The 21,309-nt window shown below is 31.1% G+C and carries 20 protein-coding genes and 3 tRNA genes; 20 read left to right on the top strand and 3 right to left on the bottom strand.

Features of this window, described 5'->3' with window-relative positions; translation table 11 throughout:
* Positions 1 to 704: 704 nt before the first annotated feature.
* The 8 genes from pyrF (at position 705) to KSU54_RS11010 (ending at position 8,785) form a co-directional block, all read left to right on the top strand.
* The gene (gene pyrF, locus KSU54_RS11045; protein ID WP_003538080.1) at positions 705 to 1,412 is read left to right on the top strand and encodes an orotidine-5'-phosphate decarboxylase; all 708 of its coding nucleotides are present in this window, start codon (positions 705 to 707) and stop codon (positions 1,410 to 1,412) included.
* A 12-nt stretch (positions 1,413 to 1,424) separates the two neighbouring features.
* On the top strand, positions 1,425 to 2,057 hold the full coding sequence (pyrE, locus tag KSU54_RS11040) for an orotate phosphoribosyltransferase (protein WP_117791835.1): 633 nt from the start codon (positions 1,425 to 1,427) through the stop codon (positions 2,055 to 2,057).
* Between the two features lie 122 nt (positions 2,058 to 2,179).
* Entirely contained in the window at positions 2,180 to 3,001 is an 822-nt protein-coding gene (locus KSU54_RS11035; RefSeq protein ID WP_008791815.1) for an ABC transporter permease, read from the top strand.
* A gap of 9 nt (positions 3,002 to 3,010) precedes the next feature.
* Positions 3,011 to 3,838, top strand: a complete 828-nt coding sequence (locus tag KSU54_RS11030; RefSeq protein ID WP_008791814.1) for an ABC transporter ATP-binding protein — start codon at positions 3,011 to 3,013, stop codon at positions 3,836 to 3,838.
* A 9-nt stretch (positions 3,839 to 3,847) separates the two neighbouring features.
* A complete protein-coding gene (gene tagD, locus KSU54_RS11025; RefSeq protein WP_008791813.1) occupies positions 3,848 to 4,234 on the top strand; it encodes a glycerol-3-phosphate cytidylyltransferase in 387 nt (128 codons plus the stop codon).
* 8 nt (positions 4,235 to 4,242) lie between these two features.
* Positions 4,243 to 6,459: a bifunctional glycosyltransferase/CDP-glycerol:glycerophosphate glycerophosphotransferase gene (locus tag KSU54_RS11020; protein WP_117791834.1), complete on the top strand. Its 2,217-nt coding sequence runs from the start codon at positions 4,243 to 4,245 to the stop codon at positions 6,457 to 6,459.
* A 35-nt stretch (positions 6,460 to 6,494) separates the two neighbouring features.
* Positions 6,495 to 7,673 carry a CDP-glycerol glycerophosphotransferase family protein gene (locus KSU54_RS11015; RefSeq protein ID WP_003538088.1) on the top strand — a complete coding sequence of 393 codons (1,179 nt, stop codon included), beginning with the start codon at positions 6,495 to 6,497 and terminating at the stop codon, positions 7,671 to 7,673.
* Positions 7,674 to 7,681: 8 nt separating this feature from the next.
* Positions 7,682 to 8,785 (top strand): CDP-glycerol glycerophosphotransferase family protein, encoded by a 1,104-nt coding sequence (locus KSU54_RS11010; protein WP_003538089.1) that lies wholly within the window; start codon positions 7,682 to 7,684, stop codon positions 8,783 to 8,785.
* Between the two features lie 14 nt (positions 8,786 to 8,799).
* On the opposite strand, the gene KSU54_RS11005 is transcribed toward KSU54_RS11010, so the two are convergent.
* Complete coding sequence (locus tag KSU54_RS11005) at positions 8,800 to 9,456, bottom strand: HAD family hydrolase (RefSeq protein WP_003538090.1); 657 nt, start codon at positions 9,454 to 9,456, stop codon at positions 8,800 to 8,802.
* 108 nt (positions 9,457 to 9,564) lie between these two features.
* Here KSU54_RS11005 and KSU54_RS11000 point away from each other — a divergent pair, with 108 nt between their 5' ends.
* From KSU54_RS11000 to tnpA, 4 genes are all read left to right on the top strand, one after another.
* Positions 9,565 to 9,900 carry a type II toxin-antitoxin system PemK/MazF family toxin gene (locus KSU54_RS11000; RefSeq protein WP_003538091.1) on the top strand — a complete coding sequence of 112 codons (336 nt, stop codon included), beginning with the start codon at positions 9,565 to 9,567 and terminating at the stop codon, positions 9,898 to 9,900.
* A gap of 53 nt (positions 9,901 to 9,953) precedes the next feature.
* Positions 9,954 to 10,802, top strand: a complete 849-nt coding sequence (locus KSU54_RS10995; protein WP_003538092.1) for a DUF975 family protein — start codon at positions 9,954 to 9,956, stop codon at positions 10,800 to 10,802.
* A gap of 12 nt (positions 10,803 to 10,814) precedes the next feature.
* The gene (locus tag KSU54_RS10990; RefSeq protein WP_008791812.1) at positions 10,815 to 11,546 is read left to right on the top strand and encodes a CPBP family intramembrane glutamic endopeptidase; all 732 of its coding nucleotides are present in this window, start codon (positions 10,815 to 10,817) and stop codon (positions 11,544 to 11,546) included.
* A gap of 155 nt (positions 11,547 to 11,701) precedes the next feature.
* A complete protein-coding gene (gene tnpA / locus KSU54_RS10985) occupies positions 11,702 to 12,256 on the top strand; it encodes an IS200/IS605 family transposase (RefSeq protein WP_335755763.1) in 555 nt (184 codons plus the stop codon).
* A gap of 119 nt (positions 12,257 to 12,375) precedes the next feature.
* Here the strand turns inward: tnpA and KSU54_RS10980 are convergent.
* Positions 12,376 to 12,451 (bottom strand) — tRNA-Lys (locus tag KSU54_RS10980).
* A gap of 106 nt (positions 12,452 to 12,557) precedes the next feature.
* On the opposite strand from KSU54_RS10980, the gene KSU54_RS10975 reads away from it, so the two are divergent.
* The 4 genes from KSU54_RS10975 (at position 12,558) to KSU54_RS10960 (ending at position 14,983) form a co-directional block, all read left to right on the top strand.
* Positions 12,558 to 14,132: an HAD hydrolase-like protein gene (locus KSU54_RS10975; RefSeq protein WP_117791833.1), complete on the top strand. Its 1,575-nt coding sequence runs from the start codon at positions 12,558 to 12,560 to the stop codon at positions 14,130 to 14,132.
* On the top strand, positions 14,110 to 14,628 hold the full coding sequence (locus KSU54_RS10970; protein WP_008791810.1) for a phosphatase PAP2 family protein: 519 nt from the start codon (positions 14,110 to 14,112) through the stop codon (positions 14,626 to 14,628). The genes KSU54_RS10975 and KSU54_RS10970 overlap by 23 nt, the downstream gene beginning before the upstream one ends.
* A gap of 180 nt (positions 14,629 to 14,808) precedes the next feature.
* Positions 14,809 to 14,899 (top strand) — tRNA-Ser (locus tag KSU54_RS10965).
* Between the two features lie 7 nt (positions 14,900 to 14,906).
* Positions 14,907 to 14,983 (top strand) — tRNA-Asp (locus KSU54_RS10960).
* A gap of 52 nt (positions 14,984 to 15,035) precedes the next feature.
* On the opposite strand, the gene KSU54_RS10955 is transcribed toward KSU54_RS10960, so the two are convergent.
* Positions 15,036 to 15,569 (bottom strand): NUDIX hydrolase, encoded by a 534-nt coding sequence (locus tag KSU54_RS10955; protein ID WP_020994347.1) that lies wholly within the window; start codon positions 15,567 to 15,569, stop codon positions 15,036 to 15,038.
* Positions 15,570 to 15,784: 215 nt separating this feature from the next.
* Between KSU54_RS10955 and KSU54_RS10950 the strand changes: the two genes are divergently transcribed.
* From KSU54_RS10950 to recD2, 4 genes are all read left to right on the top strand, one after another.
* Positions 15,785 to 16,753, top strand: a complete 969-nt coding sequence (locus KSU54_RS10950; protein WP_020994348.1) for an RluA family pseudouridine synthase — start codon at positions 15,785 to 15,787, stop codon at positions 16,751 to 16,753.
* A gap of 62 nt (positions 16,754 to 16,815) precedes the next feature.
* Positions 16,816 to 17,736: an ROK family protein gene (locus KSU54_RS10945; protein WP_003538100.1), complete on the top strand. Its 921-nt coding sequence runs from the start codon at positions 16,816 to 16,818 to the stop codon at positions 17,734 to 17,736.
* Between the two features lie 87 nt (positions 17,737 to 17,823).
* Positions 17,824 to 18,957, top strand: a complete 1,134-nt coding sequence (gene mnmA / locus KSU54_RS10940; RefSeq protein WP_003538101.1) for a tRNA 2-thiouridine(34) synthase MnmA — start codon at positions 17,824 to 17,826, stop codon at positions 18,955 to 18,957.
* The gene (gene recD2 / locus KSU54_RS10935; protein ID WP_009009062.1) at positions 18,957 to 21,152 is read left to right on the top strand and encodes an SF1B family DNA helicase RecD2; all 2,196 of its coding nucleotides are present in this window, start codon (positions 18,957 to 18,959) and stop codon (positions 21,150 to 21,152) included. The genes mnmA and recD2 overlap by 1 nt, the downstream gene beginning before the upstream one ends.
* Positions 21,153 to 21,309: the final 157 nt, after the last annotated feature.

Here is a 21,309-nt window from a genome sequence, read left to right as displayed (position 1 = left end):
TGGTATGTCAGATATTTCTAAAAGTTTCAGTTTTTCTTCTAATGCTGTTAATTTTGTTTTTGCCTCTTGCAGTTTTCTGTCTTTTAAATTCATATTTAACACCTCATTAGTATTATAATAAAAAAAGCAATAAATGCTCAAGATTGTGTTGAATAAAAGTGTTTTGTACACTAAGATACTAAAGGAGGTTATATAGATATGTCAAAGAACAATACATTTTTTAGAAAAAATACAAATACTTTTTTTAAAGTTTAGTATTTAAATATAAATATCAACTGCTAAATTACTGCTAAAAATTAAATATAAATAAAAAAATGGCTCTAAAATGCTAGTTATAGAGGACGGTATATAACCGTATGGGATAATCCCTGCGGGATTAAACTGGTATATCTTAACTATGCAGAAGTTAGGATATACTTTTTTTTGAATTTGATTCTTCGTTAGATTATTAATTGCTGGTTTAAAACGACAGTTTTGCCATCCTGTTTAAAGAACGAGCGCACAGGTTGATAGCAATTATAATTATTTATAAAATGGTAAGAAAATTATTTTTTATTGGTTTAAATTAAAATAATTAAAATGATATTCCGGATAACCCTAAGAAAAAATCATATAAAATTGAAAAAAGTATTTGCATAAAAAATTAATTTAATAATGTATTAATTTTGATAATTTGATATAATCAAATTAATGTGGAGGTATGTATGACAGATAGTAGAATTTGTATTGCCTTGGATTTTCAAAATAAGGCAGAAGTAAAAGAATTTTTGGAAAAATTCAATGATGAAAAACTATATGTAAAAGTTGGAATGGAACTATTTTATGGTGAAGGTATTGAAATCATCAAAATGATTAAAGAAATGGGACATAACATTTTTTTAGATTTAAAATTACATGATATTCCTAATACTGTAAAAAGTGCAATGAAGCAACTAGCAAAATTAGAAGTAGATATGGTCAATGTTCATGCTTCAGGAAGTATCGCAATGATGAAAGCTGCAATTGAAGGATTAGAAGCAGGCAAGACAGGTGATAAACGACCTTTATGTATCGCCGTTACATGTTTAACGTCACTTGATCAAGAAGTGCTAGATAACGAGCTTTTAATTAACGATACATTAGAAAATGTCGTTTTAAAGTGGGCTACTAATGCTAAAGAAGCAGGACTTGATGGTGTTGTTTGTTCACCATTAGAATCTAAAGTGATTCATGATAATTTAGGAATGGAATTCATAACAGTAACGCCAGGAATTCGTTTAGCTGATGATAGCGTAAATGATCAAAAACGGGTTACTACTCCGGCGATGGCACGCGAATTAACATCTAGTTATATCGTAGTAGGTAGAACGATTACTGGATCTGCTGATCCATACGCAACATATAAAAAAGTATATCAAGATTTTCAAGGGTAGAGGAGAAGAATAATGAAAGAATTAATTGCTAAAGATTTATTAGATATTCAAGCGGTTTTTTTAAGACCAAATGAACCATTTACATGGGCTAGTGGAATTAAATCACCGATTTATTGTGATAATCGTTTAACATTATCATATCCAAAAGTTCGTAAAGATGTAGAAACTGGACTAGCTAAATTAGTTCAAGAAAATTTTCCAGAAGCAGAATGCTTAATGGGAACAGCTACTGCGGGAATTGCTCATGCTGCATTAGTGGCAGATATTTTGGAATTACCAATGGGATATGTCCGTGGTGGGGCAAAAAGCCATGGTCGTAACAATCGGATCGAAGGAAAAGTAGAACCCGGCATGAAAGTTGTTGTGGTAGAAGACCTGATTTCAACGGGGGGGAGTTCATTAGAATGCGTTGAAGCGCTAAAAGAAGCCGGTTGCGAAGTAATTGGAATGATTGCTATTTTCACATATGGATTACTAAAAGCAACAATTAATTTTGAAGCGGCTGAATGTAAATATGTAACATTGACTGATTATGATACATTGATCGGTGTAGCAAAAGAAAATGACTATATTAAAGAAGCTGATATGGAAAAATTAAAGGCTTGGAAAAAAGATCCAAGTGACGAAAGCTGGATGAGTAAATAGAAGGTAAAAACACCTTCTTTTTTTATATTTTCCCCCTAAAATAAAGATATTTTAATTGCATTATCATTGTGCTATAATTATAATGCTATTGTTGTAAATAAAAGTAGCTTTGGAGGTAGAAAATGCTAAAAAGTATTAAATATGTTCTAAAAGAGAATTTCACAAATTTATTTAGAATATATTCAATTTCGAAATATGAATTATTATCTGATATTCGTGATTCCCGTTTGGGGATTTTTTGGAATTTTGCTAATCCATTGATTCAAATTTTAACATATTATTTTGTTTTTGGTTTAGTAATGAATCGTAAAGATGTAGATGGAATTCCTTTTATTCAATGGATGTTGGCGGGAATGGTTGTTTGGTTTTTTATTAATCCTTGTATTACTCAAGGGGCTAATGCCATTTTTTCAAAGACGGGTGTAATTACTAAAATGAAATTTCCAGTTAGTGTTTTACCGGCTACGGTAGTTTTAAAGGAATTATTTAATCATGCCTGTATATTGCTTTTAATGATTATTTTTTATTGTACTCAAGGTGTCTATCCATCAATCGAGTGGTTGGGAATTATATATTATTGCTTTGCGGCCTGCTGTTTTGCTGTGAGTTTAGCGATGATTACATCTGTGCTTAATATGATTGCTCGAGATACTCGTAAGTTGATTTTAGCGTGTATGCGTTTGATTTTATATTTAACACCTATTTTATGGCCGATTTCTCGTTTTAGTGAACAGACGTTATTGTTTGATATTATTCGTTTTGTCATGAAAATCAATCCAATCTATTATATTGTATGTGGGTATCGAGATTGTTTTTTATATCACCTTGGATTTATGCATTATTGGAAACAAATGCTGGCTTTCTGGGGGATTACTGGAATACTGTTTGTTGTTGGCTGTTATATGATGTATAAATTCAAACATAAATTTATTGATATGATCTAGGTGGTAGAAATGGAAAATTACGCAATTAAATTTGAAAATGTTTCAAAAATATATAAATTGAAAAAGAAAAATGATGGTAATACTAAAAGTAGTGAAACAAAAAGATTTTATGCTTTAAAAAATATTAGTTTTGAAATCCCACAAGGGGAAGTAGTAGGGATTTTAGGAACTAATGGCTCAGGAAAATCAACTCTGTCACTTATCTTGGCGGGAATTAGCGAAATCGATGAGGGTGTCATGCATATTAATGGTGAACAATCATTGGTTGCTATTAATACCGGTTTAAATAAACAGCTAACAGGTTTAGAAAACATTAATGTTAAAGGTGCTTTATTAGGACTATCAAAAAAGCAGATTCAGGAGATTATTGATGGTGTTATTGAATTTGCGGAGCTAGGAGACTTTTTATATCAACCTGTAAAAAAATATTCTAGCGGGATGAAATCACGACTTGGTTTTTCAATCTCTTTATATTTAAATCCAGATATTATTATCGTTGATGAAGCTTTATCGGTAGGTGATAAAGGTTTTGCACAAAAGTGCATAAATAAAATGAATGAATTAAAAGATGAAGGTAAAACGATTATATTTATTTCACATTCATTGCCTCAAGTTCGAAATTTTTGTCAAACAGCAATGTGGATTGAGGGAGGAATGTTAAAAGAATATGGTGAAGTCGGGGAAGTATGTGATCATTATGGTGAATATGTTGATTACTATAACAGTTTAACGAACAAAGAAAAGGCTAAAATAAGAGATAATAAATTTAAAAAACGAATTGTTCAAAATCCTCAAATTGGATTTTGGGAAAAAGTTTTAGATCGGATAAAAGGATAGGTGAAAATAATGAAGAAGGTTATTACATACGGAACATTTGATTTATTTCATGTAGGTCATTTGAATATTATTAAAAGAGCAAAAGCGCTGGGTGATTACTTGATTGTTGCGGTAAGTAGTGATGCATTTAATGCGCAGAAGGGGAAAAAGGCATATCATAGTGATCATGATCGAAAATTGATTTTAGAGGCGATTAGATACGTTGATGAAGTTATTTTTGAGGAATCTTGGGATCAAAAAATTAAAGATGTTCAAGAACATGATGTAGATGTATTTGTAATGGGTGATGATTGGGAAGGTAAATTTGATTTTTTAAAGGATTACTGTGAAGTTGTCTATTTACCAAGAACTGATGGTATTTCAACAACAAAAATTAAGGACGATCTACATAAATAGGTGTAAAGATGAAACTTAGTATAATTATCCCTTACGATCGTTACAAACAGTATTTACATGATTGTCTAGAAAGTGTTTATGAACAGCGGTTAAATGATTATGAAACTTTACTTGTTGTAAATAATAAAAAAGAGATTGATCAAGATATCAAAGCGTATGATATTAATTTAAAAATCCTTGAAGCTGGAGAAAATTCTAGTGTTGCTAAAAAAAGAAATATTGGCTTAGAACATGCAAGTGGTGAATATATCTATTTTATTGATTGTGATGATTATTTGATGCCAAATACTTTAAAATTATTAATTACTTGTGCTAATCAAAATGATTTAGATTTAGTTGCAGGAATTAGACGCTTTACATGGTTCAAAAAGAAAGTTTTTGAGACCATGGGTGATGAAAAAAATAATGAATTAAACTTAAAAGATAAAGATCATGATTATGATGATAAATTTATTGAAAAAGTATATGACCAAAATAATGTTGATGAATATATGGTAGATGTTTTAATTCGGAGCCGACATGCTATTCGTAATATTTCTGTCTTAAATGTTTTAATAAAAAAGAAACTGATTGATGAGCATCAAATTCGTTTTAACGAAGATTTTTTCTATTACACTGATGTTCCTTTTGTAATCCAATTAGTTAATTACGCAAAGAGTTTTGATCGTGTTGAACAAGCAATTTTTGTTAAAAGAAAACATAATGATCCAATCAATACACCTGCTTTATCACAAATAAAAGATTCTGAAAATAAATTTGATGAATTTTTGATGGCTTATCGCTATAGTGCTTCTTTAGTAGCTCCAGATAGTTATATTCGTTATTATTTAGATTCGAAAATGCTTAGATATTACACAAAGTTTTTTGCACGAAAGATTCGTCGCAGTAAAGATGATATTTGGCGTAACGAACGATTTAAAGCAATGGGAGAAATATTAAAAAATATTCATCCTCGTTTATTGAATAAAAGTTCTCGTTATAGTAAAAAAATGATCAAAGCTGGTCTAAATGGTGATCTTGAGTTAGCAAAGAAGACTGTAAGCCGGCATTTAGCAAAAATAAAGTTTAAAAAGATCTTAAAAAATAAAAACGAGATGAATAAATATTTATATCGTCATAAATATATTAATAAACCGCTTGAAGAAAATACGGTTATGTTTGAAACTTTTATGGGAAAAAGTTATGCAGATTCACCTAAATATATTTATGAATATTTGGCGAAGAATTATCCAGGTAAATATAAGTTTATTTGGGTATTAAATGATCCTAAAGAAAAATTGCCTTACGAAGGTAAGATTGTCAAAAGATTCACAAGGGAATATGCTTATTATTTAGGCGTTTCTAAATATTTTGTTTTTAATATTCGTCAGCCATTATGGTTTAGAAAGCGGGAGGAACAAGTTTTTTTAGAAACGTGGCACGGAACGCCACTGAAACGTTTAGCGTTTGATCAAGAAGAGGTTACTGCTGCTTCGCCGACCTATAAAGCTCAATTTTATCGTCAAAAACAAGAATGGGATTATTTGATTGCACCGAATAAATTCTCTAGTGATATTTTCAAAAGTTGTTTTATGTACGATGGTAACATGCTGGAAACAGGATATCCAAGAAATGATTTATTATCGTTACCAAACCGTGATGCAATAGCTTTAGAATTGAAGAAAAAATTAGGGATTCCTCTAGATAAAAAGACTATTTTGTATGCTCCGACATGGCGTGATGATGAGTATTATGGAAATGGTAAATATAAGTTTAAATTGAAATTAGATTTAGATTTATTAAAGCAGCAGCTTGGTGATGAATATGTTGTATTGTTAAGAACACATCATTATATTGCTGATGCATTAGATGTTACGGGACTAGAAGAGTTTGCGTATAATTTGAGTAAGTATGATGATATTACAGAAATTTATTTAATTAGTGATATTTGTATTACGGATTATTCTAGTGTGTTTTTTGACTATGCTAATTTAAAAAGGCCGATGTTATTCTATACGTATGATTTAGATAAATATCGTGATGTATTAAGAGGTTTTTATATTGATATGGAAACAGAATTACCAGGACCATTGGTTTATACTACTGAAGAAGTTATTGATAAAATCAAGAATCTGAATAGTTTGAATCAAGAATATCAACAACGTTATGAACAATTTTATGAACGTTTTTGTTCATGGGAAGATGGGAATGCTGCTATGCGAGTTGTTGAAGCAGTTTTTAAATAAGGGGTTTACCCCTTATTTTTATGGGAGGAAAGTAAATGAAAATATTAAAGAAACTACTCGGTAAGTTAATCAGAATTTTATATCGATTCGTATATCGATTTATTCCTTGTCAGGAAAAAACAATTCTTTTTATTTCTTTTCATGGTCGCGGTTATTCTGATAATCCAATGGCAATTCACCAATATCTTTCAAAACATTCACAATATGCTGATTATCGTTGCATTTATGCAATAAAAAATCATAAACAAAAAAAATTAAAAATTGAAAATGCTAGAATTATTGAGTATTTTAGTATTGCTTATTTTTTCTATCTAGCGCGTAGTAAATATTGGATTGCTAATTGTAAGCTCCCAAAATATGTTTTGAAAAAAGATAGCCAAGTTTATTTACAAACATGGCATGGGACACCATTAAAAAAATTAGCACATGATATTGAAGTTCCAGAAGGAACAACCTTTTATCGTAGTGAAATGAGCGTTGAAGAAATGCGTTCAACCTACGATAATGATGTAAGTAAGTATAATTATATGATTAGTCCTAGTGCTTTTACAACTGAAGTCTTTCAAAGTGCTTTTGCGATTGAGAGAGAGCGCTTGATTGAAACGGGATATCCACGAAATGATATTTTATCAAATTATAATTCTGATGATATAAAAAAAATAAAAGATAAATTAAATTTACCTGAGGGTAAGAAGATAATTTTATATGCGCCAACTTGGCGTGACAATTCATATAATTTAAAAGGGTATACATTTAAATTAGAAGTTGACTTTAAAAAGTGGCAAAAAATTCTAGGTACAGATTATATTGTTATTTTTAAACCCCATTATTTAATTGTAAATGATTTTGATTTAGAGGCAGTTAAAGAATTTGTCTACTACATTGATCCTAAAGAAGATATTAGCAGCTTGTATTTAATTGCCGATGTCTTAGTTACAGATTATTCAAGTGTATTTTTTGATTATGCAATATTAAAACGACCAATTTATTTTTTTATGTATGATTTAGACACTTATCGTGATGAGTTAAGAGGCTTTTATTTAGATATTTATCATGATTTACCAGGCGATGTTATTGAAAGTGAGGATGAATTGATCCAAAAAATTTTCTCTGAAAAATTTGACTATAATCGATTGCAAATATTTAATGAACAGTTTAATAATCATGAAGATGGCAATGCGAGTAAACGGGTTATTGAAATTTTATTAAAGTAGGTGATGAGATGGGAATAAAGAAAATTATTATTAATATTATCTTAAAAATAGCCAATATATTTGTTTTAAGATGTTCAATCAAGCAAGGACAAATAGCCTTTATTTCATTAGAGTCGAATCAACTTGAAAGTGATCTTGAACTTATTTATCAGGAGTTAAAAAAAGAAAACAAATATAGTTTAAAAATGGTATTAATAAATTATAATAAAAAAAGTTTAATTAACAATTTTTTGTATATGTTAAACTGTATTAAGCAAATTTATGTAATTAATACTTCTAAAGTTGTTTTGATTACAGACAATAACTATGTAATTAGTAATTTTAAACGACCTGGCGTTAAAGTTATTCAGGTATGGCATGCGACTGGAGCAATCAAAAAGTTTGGAAATGCTATCAAACGTGAATATCCTATTAAAAATTATGACTATGTGATTGCAAATAGTGATTATTGGAAGCAGCCTTATCAAGAAGCTTTCAACGTTTCCGAGCAGGGCGTTATTATTACAGGAATGCCACGTGTGGATCATCTTGTTGATCCATATTATTTAACACAAGCGAAAGCACGTATGTATAGTAGATATCCGATTCTAAAAGGAAAAAAGGTTATTTTATATGCACCGACTTTTAGAGGAAATATTTATCAGGGTTTTAAAACAGTTGACTTTGATGCTCAAGCAGTTTTAAATGCACTGGGAGAAGAATACGTAATAATCTTTAAATTTCACCCATTGTTATTGAAAACTACGCTATCAGACGATTCTAGAGTGATTAATATGAATCATGAAAATACTCATGATTTATTCGCAGTTTGTGATGTCTTGATTTCTGATTTCTCATCAATTATCTTTGATTATTCCTTATTAAATAAACCAATGTGTTTTTTTGTTCCGGATTTAGATGAATATATTGAAACATTAGGATGTTTTGTGGATTATCGAAGGGTCATGCCCGGAGCAATCTGTTATAATGAAACGCAAGTTATTGCAGCCTTGCAAGGTAATAAAAAATATGATATTAAGGCATTTAGAGATATGTTTTTTAAATATCAAGATGGTCATAATACACAAAGAATTGTTATGTTTATCGATAAATTAATAAACACCAAGAATTAATTCTTGGTGTTTATTTAATGATTTTCATTCGCCAAATAATCACGGACATTTGATAAATTGTCCATGATCTTATTAGTCATTATCGCAAACTTATGATCAGGGTATTTTAAATCAGGAATACAAATTACTTTAATGCCTGCACTATAGGCAGCGTTAATTCCGGATTCAGAATCTTCGAGAACCAGAGCTTCATCGGGCGTAATTCCTAATTTTTGGCATGATTTTAAAAATACTTCAGGATCAGGTTTTCCTTTTGTTACTTCGTCACCACAAATGGAATCATCAAAATATTTTTGTAAACCAGATAATTCTAAAATATGATCAACACGATGACGCTGTGAACTGGTTGCAACAATTGTTTTATAGTCGTTTTCTTTTAAATACTTTAGTAACTCAATTAATCCTTCTTTTAAAGGAACCCCTTCATTTTCAAATAAGTCAGCCATATATTGATGAACTGCTTTAATTGTTTCCTCAACATCAAAATCGTCGCCATAATCTTTATGGAAAAGCTCATAGACTGCTTTAACAGGCTTTCCTAAAAGAGTTTTATAGGCTTCTAATGACAATGTTAAATTATGTTTAGCTAATACATGCTTATATCCCTCGAATGTAACTCTCTCACTATCAATCATTAAACCATCCATATCAAAAATTACTGCTGTTATCATCTTTTTACCTCCACGCAAATATCATATCATAATTATCCGATTAGTAAAAAGATTTTCATAGAATAAAAAAAGTTCTAATTCATATACTGCACTAAAGGAGTTGTAGATATGATACATAGAGGGGAAATTTATTATGCTGATTTATCTCCGGTAGTGGGGAGTGAACAAGGAGGATATCGACCTGTGATTGTTTTACAAAATAATAAGGGCAATCGATATTCGACAACAGTGATTATTGCGCCAATTTCTTCACGATTAACAAAAAATCCGTTACCAACCCATGTGATGGTTGATTGCAGTTCATTGGAAAAAAAGAGTGTAGTTTTACTAGAACAAATTAGAACGATTGATAAACAGCGAATTAAAGAAAAAGTTGGAATGATTGATAGCCAAGTAATGAATCTGATCAATCAAGCAATTAAGACAAGCTTGGATATTAAATAGTTTCCTTTTGAGTCAGATATTTGCTATAATAGCCCCATGGAGGTAGAGGAAAGATGAATGTTCGTGATATTAAATTAAAGGCTAAAAGTGTTTTAGTTAATCGTAATAATATAGTTACAGTATTTGTGTTTATTAGTGTAATAACAACTTTGGCTAATTATATTGGTTCAGAAATTGGCGGGGTGATACCATTTCTTTCATTGATTGTAACTATTATAATGTTGCCCTTTGGTCATGGGAATGTGGTAACTGCATTAAAAACAGTCAATGAACAAGGTGATGAGGTCACTATTGAACAAGATGGGGTAGTCGGATTAAGACGTTTTAAAGATTTATTTGGCACATATTTTATTAGAGAAATATTATTATTGGTGATTATGATGCTGCTTGGATTAATCATATTCGTAATTGCTAGATTTACAGTAGACAGTAATGTTTTTTCTCAATTAGGAGCAATTATTGAGCAAGCTGCTGTATACTCTACTAATGTAAGTGCATATTTAAATGATCCAACTGTAATTGAAGCATTAGGAACACTAGGAGTAATCTTTTTTATTGGTATCATCATTATTGCAATTGTAGCGTTTATTTATAGTTTGGTATTTGCTTTAACACCTTTTGTATTAGAAAAATATAATATACGCGGTGCCAAGGCAATGAGTGAATCAGCTCGTTTAATGAAAGGACATAAACGAACTTTATTTATGCTGTATTTGTCATATTTAGGATGGGCTATCTTAGTATTAGTACTTTCTGCTGTTGTTGAGATGATTTTACCGATTCCATTAATTTTGAATATTATCGTGGCGGCTTTGACTACTTATTTGTTTGGTGCTGAACTAAATACTAGTTTAGCGGTATTTTTTGAAGAAATTGATTTAGAAGATAAAAATAATATTTAACGAGGTGTTAATTTGAATTTGATAAAAAAAATTAAATTAAATAGTAGGCAAAAGGCGATAGGGGTCATATTGATTTTTCCCTGGTATCTTTATTTTGCACCAATTGTAATTAATTATTTTTTGAAGCTATATACAGTATATATAGCTAATGATTTTTCAACTAATAGTTTAAATGCATTTTTTAATTTATTCATCGGAATTGCAACTGCTATTCCTTTGATTATTGTGTTTAAGGGTTTTATTAAAGAAAACTGGCTTGTTTTTAAAAAAGACTTTTTGGAAAATATAATATGGGTGCTTACGATCGGGATTGGTTTAGCATATTTATTTTCAATTGCAGGGGAACTGATTGTCAATCTTGTAGCCCCTCAATCAGGCGAAGCAGCTAACCAGACATTAGTGGAAACTCTTGTGCAATCTAATTTTCTATTAATGTTTTTTCAATCAGTAATTATTGCACCATTTATTGAAGAGTTGTTATTTAGAGGTCTGATTTTCAACAGTTTACGACAAAAAAATATGGTTTGGGCTCATTTGATTTCAGCATTCCTATTTGGCTTGTTACATGTTTACAGCTATATTTTAGCTGGTGATATGAGTGAATGGATTAAATTGATTCCATATATGATGGCAGGTTTATCTTTTTCAATCGTATATGAAAAACGTCAAACAATTATAGCTCCGATCATTTTACATGCTGCAAAAAATCTAATCGCAGTATTGTTAATGGCGACGATGTTTTAAACACTATGCATGACATAGTGTTTTTTATTGTGAAACAAAAACCACGTGCTATGCGCGTGGTAACAATAAAGCTTTAGCGTCTGGGTAAAAAACCTCCTCGTGATATAATAATTGTAGCCTGGCAGCTGCAAATAAAATAACGAGGAGGTTAGTCTATGAAAGACACAAAAAGTTTATCACATACATCATATAGATGTAAATATCATATTGTAATAGTACCAAAATTTAGAAGGATGGCAATATACAATAAATTAAGACATGATATAAGATTAATTATAAAGACCTTAATTGAAAGAAAACCGGGAGTAGAGCTGATAGAAGGAGAGTTATGTCCTGATCATATTCACCTTCTATTAGAAATACCACCAAAGTATTCTGTGGCGGAGTTCATGGGATACCTGAAAAGCAAGTCAACGCTTATGATATTTGATCGTCATGCAAGTATGGAATATAAATATAGAAATCGAAAATTTTGGGCAAGAGGCTATTTTGTAGATACAGTAGGAAAGAACGAGAAGACAGTGAGAGAATATATTCAAAATCAGTTAGCGGAAGATAAGTTGAGTGATCAAATGAGTATGGAAGAATTTATTGACCCGTTCACAGGAGAACCAGTGAAGGGTACAAGAAAAAGAAAAAAAGTAAAAGACCCTTTGAGGGTCAGTGAGCAAATGACGTTGCGGCTGTCAAGGCGTTCAGTGGTCGAATGACTAGCGCAACAGCATGCCCTTACAGGGCGGGTGCATACCACGTCTTTTAGGCGTGGTTATGATTTTATAATAAAAAAACCGTAAAACTTATATAAATAAGAATTACGGAAATTTATTAATGGTCTCCCCTCACGGTCTCGAACCGTGGACCCACAGATTAAGAGTCTGTTGCTCTACCAACTGAGCTAAGGAGAGAGGACAGATATTATAATACACCTATTTAAACATAAAAGCAAGTTAAATTTAATGAAAAATGACATTAGCTATGCTATAATTACTAGGTGAATGGAGTGATCTGGCAATGTTCTACAAACAAACTATTAACAATATAAAAGTAGTTATTTTATCATTGGATGGAGGATTATTAGATCTAAATCGGCTTAGATTTAATTATTTTAAAAGGATTTGTAAAACTCACAATTTTGAATTAACTAAAGATATTTTCGAGGAAGCCCTTGGAAATATGAAAACAATGTATAACGATTTTCCAATTTCTAAAGATATTAATCCCGATGATATTAATAAGTTGATTGAACGTGATTTATACGAGTATGCAAAGTTAAAGCCTGAGACAATAAAAAAAGAGGGAACGGATGAACTGTTACAATTTTTTAAACAAAAAGAGATTAAAATTGCTGTGGTTTCAACTCATAAAACAAAACGTGCAATTCAATATTTACAATTAACAAGATTGTATGACAAAGTTGATTTTGTTATTGGCGGCGATAGCGATAATCTACCATTACCAGATACTGCTGTTTTAAAAACAACTCTTGAACAAATGAACTGCAAACCAAGTGAGGCAATTGTAATTGCAAACTATCCAAATCTTCTTTATGCAGCTAATCAATGTTTAATCAATGTAATTTATCTAAGTGATTTATGCTTGGTACAAGAATCGATTGGTCCAAGGGTATTTAAAATTGCAAGAAATAATTTAGAAATTATTAATATTTTTCTTTTTGCACGTTACGATACAATGGAAATATTTTCGCCGTTATTAGGGATGTCTAGTGATATGGATATTGAAACACTAGATAAAACATACGCTAAGCTGCTTGAAGAGTATCAAAATGATCAGCAGTTGATTGAACTAGTTCGCAATACATATCATTATTTTTTGGGAGAAATTGCAAATCGTGAAGCTGATACCGTCAATACATCGTTATTTGAAGATGAAGATGTTATTGTAGCGCCAGTGGATGATGAACATTTTTCTAATCCCCAAAGTATTGCAACTTTGGAAAAGTCAATTGAAGAGGTTTTAGAGTCAGAAGAAGTTTCAGAAACTGACAACGAAATTGCCGATACTGTTTTTAAAAGAGAGAATTTATATCAGGATGATGAATTTTCAAAAACAAGAACAGCGATAGGATGTGATCCTGAACGCGTTAATGAATTGATGGATATTATTAATGGTAATTCTGGAACTAAGTTGGAAGAGGGAGAATTATTTGAAAAGTCAAATGATGAAATATTATTAGAAAAACGGGGACTATTGTCTTATTTTATTAATTTTGTCTATACTGTTATCGTGGTGGGACTGATATCATTTTTAGGATTAATAATTTTTATCGGTTTTGAAGATTTTATTCAGGGACCAGGTATTGTTGCTGGAATAATTAAAAGCATTATTGATTTTTATGTTAATCTAGTTTTATCCATATATGCGGTTATTTTTAACAGCTTAAATGCTCTACTAAGTTTTATTCCTGATTATTCTAGTTTAATTGCGGGTAATGGTTTATTATCGACAATGGCAGTAAAATTAGTATTGTTCATTATTTTTAATGTAATAATAGTCTATATAGTTAAAATGATTTATTTATTAATTACAGAAGCGGAGGAAGATGATGCGAATTTTGCAGAAGATTAAAGAAATAGATGTTAAAACATCGCACTTTTTCCCGCAGTTTTATCATCATCGTTTTTTTAGTGGTGCGATGAAGTTTATTGCTGGAATTGGTGATTTTGGAATGATTTGGCTTGTTTTAATTTTACTTTTAAGTCTTAATGATAAAACACAGCTGCTTTCTCAAAAAATGCTGGCAGCGCTAATATTAGCAACAGTCATCGGTCAAGTGACAATTAAGTCGATTGTAAGGCGTAAGCGACCATGTCATACATATCATGATGTTGAAATGTTGATTCCAGTTCCGAGTGATTATTCATTTCCTTCAGGACATACTACTTCAAGCTTTGCATGCGCAACGACTGTATGTTTCTTTTTTCCTAGAGTCGGCTTTATTTGCATGATTTTTGCTGCATTAATGGCTTTTTCAAGATTGTATTTGTTTGTCCATTATTTGAGCGATGTTACTTTTGCAATTGTTTTGGGAATTAGTGTTGGAATAATTGTTATGTTATTTTAGTGTGATAAAAGGAGCAAGGGTCTGCTCCTTTAAAAAAATAAAAAAATTATTTTTTAAATAAGACTGATTTAAACGAAATAATTTGCTTTTTTATCAGGTAGAGTAAGTTTTTATAGAAAAAAGTTGGCTAAAATTATTGCAAAAACTTTTTACATATGATATTATGTTTAAGCAACAGACGGAGACATACTCAAGAGGCTGAAGAGGCGCCCCTGCTAAGGGTGTAGGTCGGGAAACTGGCGCGAGGGTTCAAATCCCTCTGTCTCCGCCATTATATTGGTCTGGTAGTTCAGTTGGTTAGAATGCCGCCCTGTCACGGCGGAGGTCGCGGGTTCGAGTCCCGTCCAGACCGCCAATTAGATTGTTTAGTTTCACTTTGGTGAAACTTTTTTTATAAAAACAAATCATTATGATTTGTTTTTATTAATATAAGCATGCAAAATTGCAATCATTGTTTTAGAATCAAAGATTTCGCCATTAACTACTTTGTGATAAGCGGTATCAATATCCATTTTAATTAATTCAATTACTTCATCTTCATCACACTCTAAAGGATTTTCGACTTTGTAAACATCATGAGCTTCGTATACATAAAGCCATTCATCACTATAACCAGGAGTTGGTAAAAACTTAGAAATTAAACTTATCTTTTTAGCACTGTAGCCAGTTTCTTCTTCTAATTCTCGTAAAGCGCATATAGCAGTATCTTCATTTAATTCTAATTTACCCGCAGGAATTTCTAAAGTATCTACAGCATTAGGATACCGATATTGCTTTACTAATAAAATTTTGCCATCAACAATAGCAAGAACGCCAACTCCGCCGTGGTGTCGAACTACTTCTCGAGTTGCGAGATTCCCATTTTCACATTCTACTTTGTCTTTATAAACAGTGATAATTTTTCCATCATAGATTATTTCTGATGATATTTTCTTTTCCATTAGTTTCACCTCATTAAAAGTATAACAAAAAAAGTATGCGGGGGTGCATACTTTTTTCTATTATTTCACGTAAGGGTGATAATAGGGGGTATGTAAAGCGAAATACTTCACTTAACAAAATCAATTATAGCATCAGTTTCATAAAATGTAAAGGGTTACAATAAAAGTATTAGGCGTTTTTAGCAAATTTTGTTATAATGTTTCAAGGTGATATAATGAAAAAATTAAAAATAACAGAAAATGATGCTAATCAAAGAATTGATAAATATTTAAAAAAGTTACTAGTTAATGCTCCAAATAATTTTATATATAAAATGTTTCGAAAAAAAGATATCAAAGTAAATGGGAAAAAAGTGGATGAAAAATATATTTTATCATTAGATGATGAGGTCGAAATGTTTTTATATGATGATAAATTCAAAGAATTTACAGAAACCAAAAGTATCTATGAAGTTAATAGAACGTTTAGTGTTCTTTATGAAGATAAACATGTATTGATTGTTTTTAAACCAGCAGGGCTTTTAGTTCATGAGGATGCAAATGAAAGCATTAATACTTTAACAAATCAGGTTTTAAGTTATCTTGCTTCAAAAAATGAACTAGATCTAAGTCGAGAAAATACTTTTATGCCAGGACCAGTTCATCGTTTAGACAGGAATACTAGTGGAATTGTAATTTTTGGTAAAACTTTGGCAGCTTTGCAAAATCTCAATGAAATGATAAAGCAACGTCATTGCATTGAAAAAAAATATTTAACGATCTGTCGCGGACAATTGAGTCATCAGCGAAATTTACACGGATATATGGTCAAGTTAGAGAATCAGGCTCAAGTTAAATTAGTAAAGAAAGACTATCCTGGGGCTTTAACGATGGAAACGATTGTTAGGCCGTTAAAATATAATTGTGATTATAGTCTTGTTGAGGTTACATTAATAACTGGACGGATGCACCAGATCAGAGTACATTTATCAAGTATTGAACACCCAATTATTGGTGATCGTAAATATGGAGATTTTGAACTGAATAAATATATTAAGAAGACTTTTGGTTTAAATAATCAATTGCTGCATGCTTATAAAATAAAATTTGTAAAAACCTTTGGTGTACTAAATTATCTTCAAGATAAAGAGATAATTTGCCCTGTGCCGGCTTTGTTTGAAAAAATAGAGAAAAGTTTGTTATAGACACCTTTAAATAAAGAGTTGTTTATTGTATAATTATTTACATAGATTATAGGAGGAAAGATATGAAATACTATATTGGAATTGATTTAGGTGGGACTAATGTTCGTACTTTGCTGGTGGATGAAAATGGTAAAACTTATAGTGAAGTAAAAGATAATACTGAAAGAGAAAATGGTCCTGACTATGTATGTGCTAAAATCATTCGTCAAATTGAAAGTTTAGATACATCAATTTGTGGTGGTTTACAAGGTGTAAGTGGAATTGGTATTGGAGTACCTGGACCTGTTGACACAGTAAAAGGTACAATGATCATGGCAACAAATTTACCTGGATTCGAAAATTATCCAATTTGTGATAAATTAGCAGATCGTTTTAATTTACCAACTTTTATTGATAACGATGCAAATGTTGCTGGATTAGCAGAAGCTTTATTAGGTGCTGGAAAAGATTATCCGACATGTTATTATGTGACTATTTCAACAGGAATTGGGGGAGCCTTTATTGTTGATGGTAAATTAGTTTCTGGTGGTCGAGGACATGCTGGAGAAATTGGGAATATTATTGTTAAAAACAATGGTTATAAATTCGGAGGTTTAAATCCAGGGGCTGCTGAGGGAGAAACTAGTGGTACTGCAATTACTCGTAAAGGTAAAGAACTTTTAGGAGAAGATAGAGTAAATCATGCTGGAGATGTTTTTAGATTGGCTAGCGAAGGTGATTTAAAAGCACAAAGTATAGTTGATGAATGTATTTCAGAATTAGCAACAATGTTTGCTAATATTGCTCACACTGTTGATCCGCACTGTTTTGTAATTGGTGGTGGTGTAATGAAATCTCGTGAATATTTCTATGATCGCTTAGTAGAACAATTTAACTCAAAAATTCATGTAGGAATGCGCGGATATATTCCGTTATTAGGAACAAAATTAGAAGATTGTGGAGCAATCGGAGCAGCAATGTTACCAATGTCAAGATTAGGTTAAGAAAGGATATTTCATCCTTTTTTTTTGATTTAAAGTAGTAGTTTTTTAAATCGAATAATGGTATTATAGTACGGTGAGGTGACGAGAATGTCAAAAAGAGTAGTATTAGGATTAAGTGGTGGTGTCGATTCAGCAGTTGCTGCTTATTTGTTAAAAGAACAAGGATATGATGTTATTGGTGTGTTTATGCGTAATTGGGATAGCCAGTTAAATAATGATATTTTAGGTAATCCTACTAATGATAATGATATCTGTCCACAAGAAGAAGATTATAATGATGCCAAGGCTGTAGCTGAATGTCTTGGGATTCCTATTAAAAGGGTGGATTTTATCAAAGAGTATTGGGATCATGTATTTACATACTTTTTAGATGAATATCGAAAAGGTAGAACACCTAACCCCGATATATTATGTAATAAGCATATTAAATTTAAAGCTTTTTTAGATTTTGCTAAAACTTTAAATGCAGATTATATTGCTACAGGTCACTATGCCCAAGTTAAACATTATCAAGGAGCAGATTCGGTGATGTTAAAAGGCCTTGATAATAATAAGGATCAAACATACTTTCTATGTCAATTAAATCAACAACAGCTACAAAACTCATTATTTCCTTTAGGTGAAATAGATAAAACAGAAGTTCGTCGAATCGCTAGAGAATTGAACTTACCAGTAGCAGATAAAAAAGACAGTACCGGAATTTGTTTTATCGGAGAACGTGATTTTAAAGAGTTTTTACAAAATTATATTCCAGCTCAAGCTGGAAAAATGGTTGATATAGAAACTGGGAACGTGATTGGTGATCATTCAGGAATCATGTACTATACTATTGGTCAGCGTAAAGGATTAGGGATTGGTGGTCCAGGTGATGCATGGTTTGTCGTTGGGAAAGACTATGATAAAAATGTGTTATATATTTGTCAAGGAGATCAAAAAGATTGGTTATATTCAACCGGGGCTCTGATTACTGATGTGAACTGGATTGCTTCAACTAAACCAATAGATAAAATTGCATGTAACGCTAAGTTTAGATATCGTCAGCCAGATAATCCAATTCAACTTGAATTTATTGATGAAGATACTGTTTACTTAACTTTTGATAAACCAATAAAAGCGGTGACTCCAGGCCAAGCTGCAGTCTTTTACGATGGTGATATTTGTCTTGGTGGTGGAACGATTGAAACTGTCTATAAAGATGGGCAGCCAATCAAGTATTTATAATGATTGAATATACAGGTTATATTAAGAAGATTCGTTTTTATAGCGAATCTTCTAATTATATCGTTGCTTTAATTGAAGTTGAGCAGGAAGATAAGTTGATCACAATGAATGGTTATATGAATAATTTTAATGATTATGAAAAATATGCTTTTATTGGTGATTACGAAATTCATCCTAAATATGGTAAACAGTTTAAATTATCAGAATATCGTATCATTTATGCAAAAGAAAGTGAAGAAATTATTAAATATTTATCTAGTCCGCTATTTAAGGGGATTGGTAAAGCTTTGGCAACACAAATAGTAAATACACTTGGTGAAGAGTGTCTTGAAAAGATTAAAGAAGATAAACATAATTTAGATTTGGTTAGAGGAATGACTGAAAAACGGCGGGAAATAATTTATGAAGCATTGACTAATGGTGATTATGATCAAGAAGTAATGCAGTTTTTTATGGGACATGGTATCAGTCTGAAAAACTTGGGCTTGATTCAAGCATATTATCAAGAAAAAACATTAGAAATACTTCAAAACAATCCGTACCAACTAGTAGAGGATATTGATGGGATTGGATTTAAAACAGCTGATGAGTTAGCTTTAAAAACAGGTGGGACACTTGATAATCCTAATCGAATTAAAGCTGGGATTATTTACAGTATTAAGCAATATGGGTTTAATACTGGGAGTACATACTGTTACCTTGATGAAATCAAAATAATGTTTTCTAAAATAATATATAATATTGAAGAAGTATCGTTTAATGAATATCTTGATGAATTGATTGATGAAGGATTGATTATTCAACGTGGTGATAAGTATTATTATTTTGAAATGGATGAGGCTGAAAAAAATATAGCTGAATATTTAAAAATACGGATAAATAAACCCGATGAACTTTTTGATGAAAAAGAAGTAGAACGATTGTTGACAAATTATGAAAAGACTCAAGGTATATGTTATGCTGCCAAGCAGAAAGAAGCCCTAAATTATTTTTTAAAGTCTTCTTGCATGATTTTGACAGGCGGACCTGGAACTGGGAAAACGACAATTGTTCAAGCACTTTTAAAAGTGTATTCGGTATTGTACCCAGATGATCGAATTGGTTTAGTTGCGCCAACTGGTCGGGCTGCAAAACGATTGACAGAATTAACTGGAATTTATGCTTGTACGATTCATCGCCTATTAAAATGGGATCTTCATAGTAACACATTTGCTATGAATAAAAGCAATCCATTAGATTTAGATGTTTTGATCATTGATGAGTTTTCAATGGTCGATTGTTTATTGTTGAGTAAACTTTTTGAGGCGGGTCGAGGAATCAATAAAGTATTATTTATCGGTGATTACCATCAATTGCCTTCGGTTGCACCTGGAAATATATTACAGGATTTGATGGAAGCTGGAGTGAAAACGATTGAGCTAGATGAAATCTTCAGACAAGCTAAGGATTCAGGAATTATTCAATTGGCTCATCATATTATTCATAATGAAATTGAAAATATGGATCTTTTTGAGCAATATCGGGATATAAACTTTTTTCCTTGCATAAACTATGATGTCGTAAAAAATGTTAAGATAATAGTAAAAAAAGCAATTGACGAAGGTTATGACACAAATGATATTCAAGTACTAGTACCAATGTATCAGGGAGTGGCTGGAATCGATGCTTTGAATGATGCTTTACAAGATGTTTTTAATCCGATTGATGAATTTAATGATTCATATCAAATTGGCCGCAAGGAATATCGTGTAGGTGACAAAATTTTGCAGTTAAAAAATCGACCTGATGATGATGTTTTTAATGGTGATATTGGAACGCTTGTTGAAATATGTCGAAAAGATAATTTTGAATATTTGCAAGATACACTGATTGTTGATTTTGATGGTAATTTTGTTGAATATACAAGTAATACTTTTAACACAATTACTCATGCTTATTGTATGTCGATTCATAAATCGCAGGGAAATGAATTTAAAATCGTTATTATGGCGGTCTTGTCTGATTATTATATTATGCTACGGCGTAATCTATTATATACAGCGATTACAAGAGCAAAACAGTCTCTCTTTATTTTAGGAAGCTCTAAAGCTTTTATGCATGGTTTAGCAAATTATCAAGACAGTCGTCGAAAAACAAGCTTAAAAAGTCGTTTTAAAACAATTGAAACCTTAAATGTGTATGATTTTCTTGAATAAAGGTAAACTATACTGAGGTGAGATATATGATGACAAGAAGCAAAATACTAATTGGATTAACAGTTGCATCACTAATGATTTTGTTGAGTGAATGTGAGTGTGTTGAAGATATGATGTATGAACTCAAAGCAAAGATGTAAAGATATAAATTAATAGT

The sequence above is a fragment of the Erysipelatoclostridium sp. MSK.23.31 genome, assembly GCF_019125875.1.
Lineage (GTDB): Bacteria > Bacillota_I > Bacilli_A > Erysipelotrichales > Coprobacillaceae > Thomasclavelia > Thomasclavelia ramosa.
Note: the sequence above shows the minus strand (reverse complement) of the source record. Positions and strands in the feature narration are given on the sequence as shown.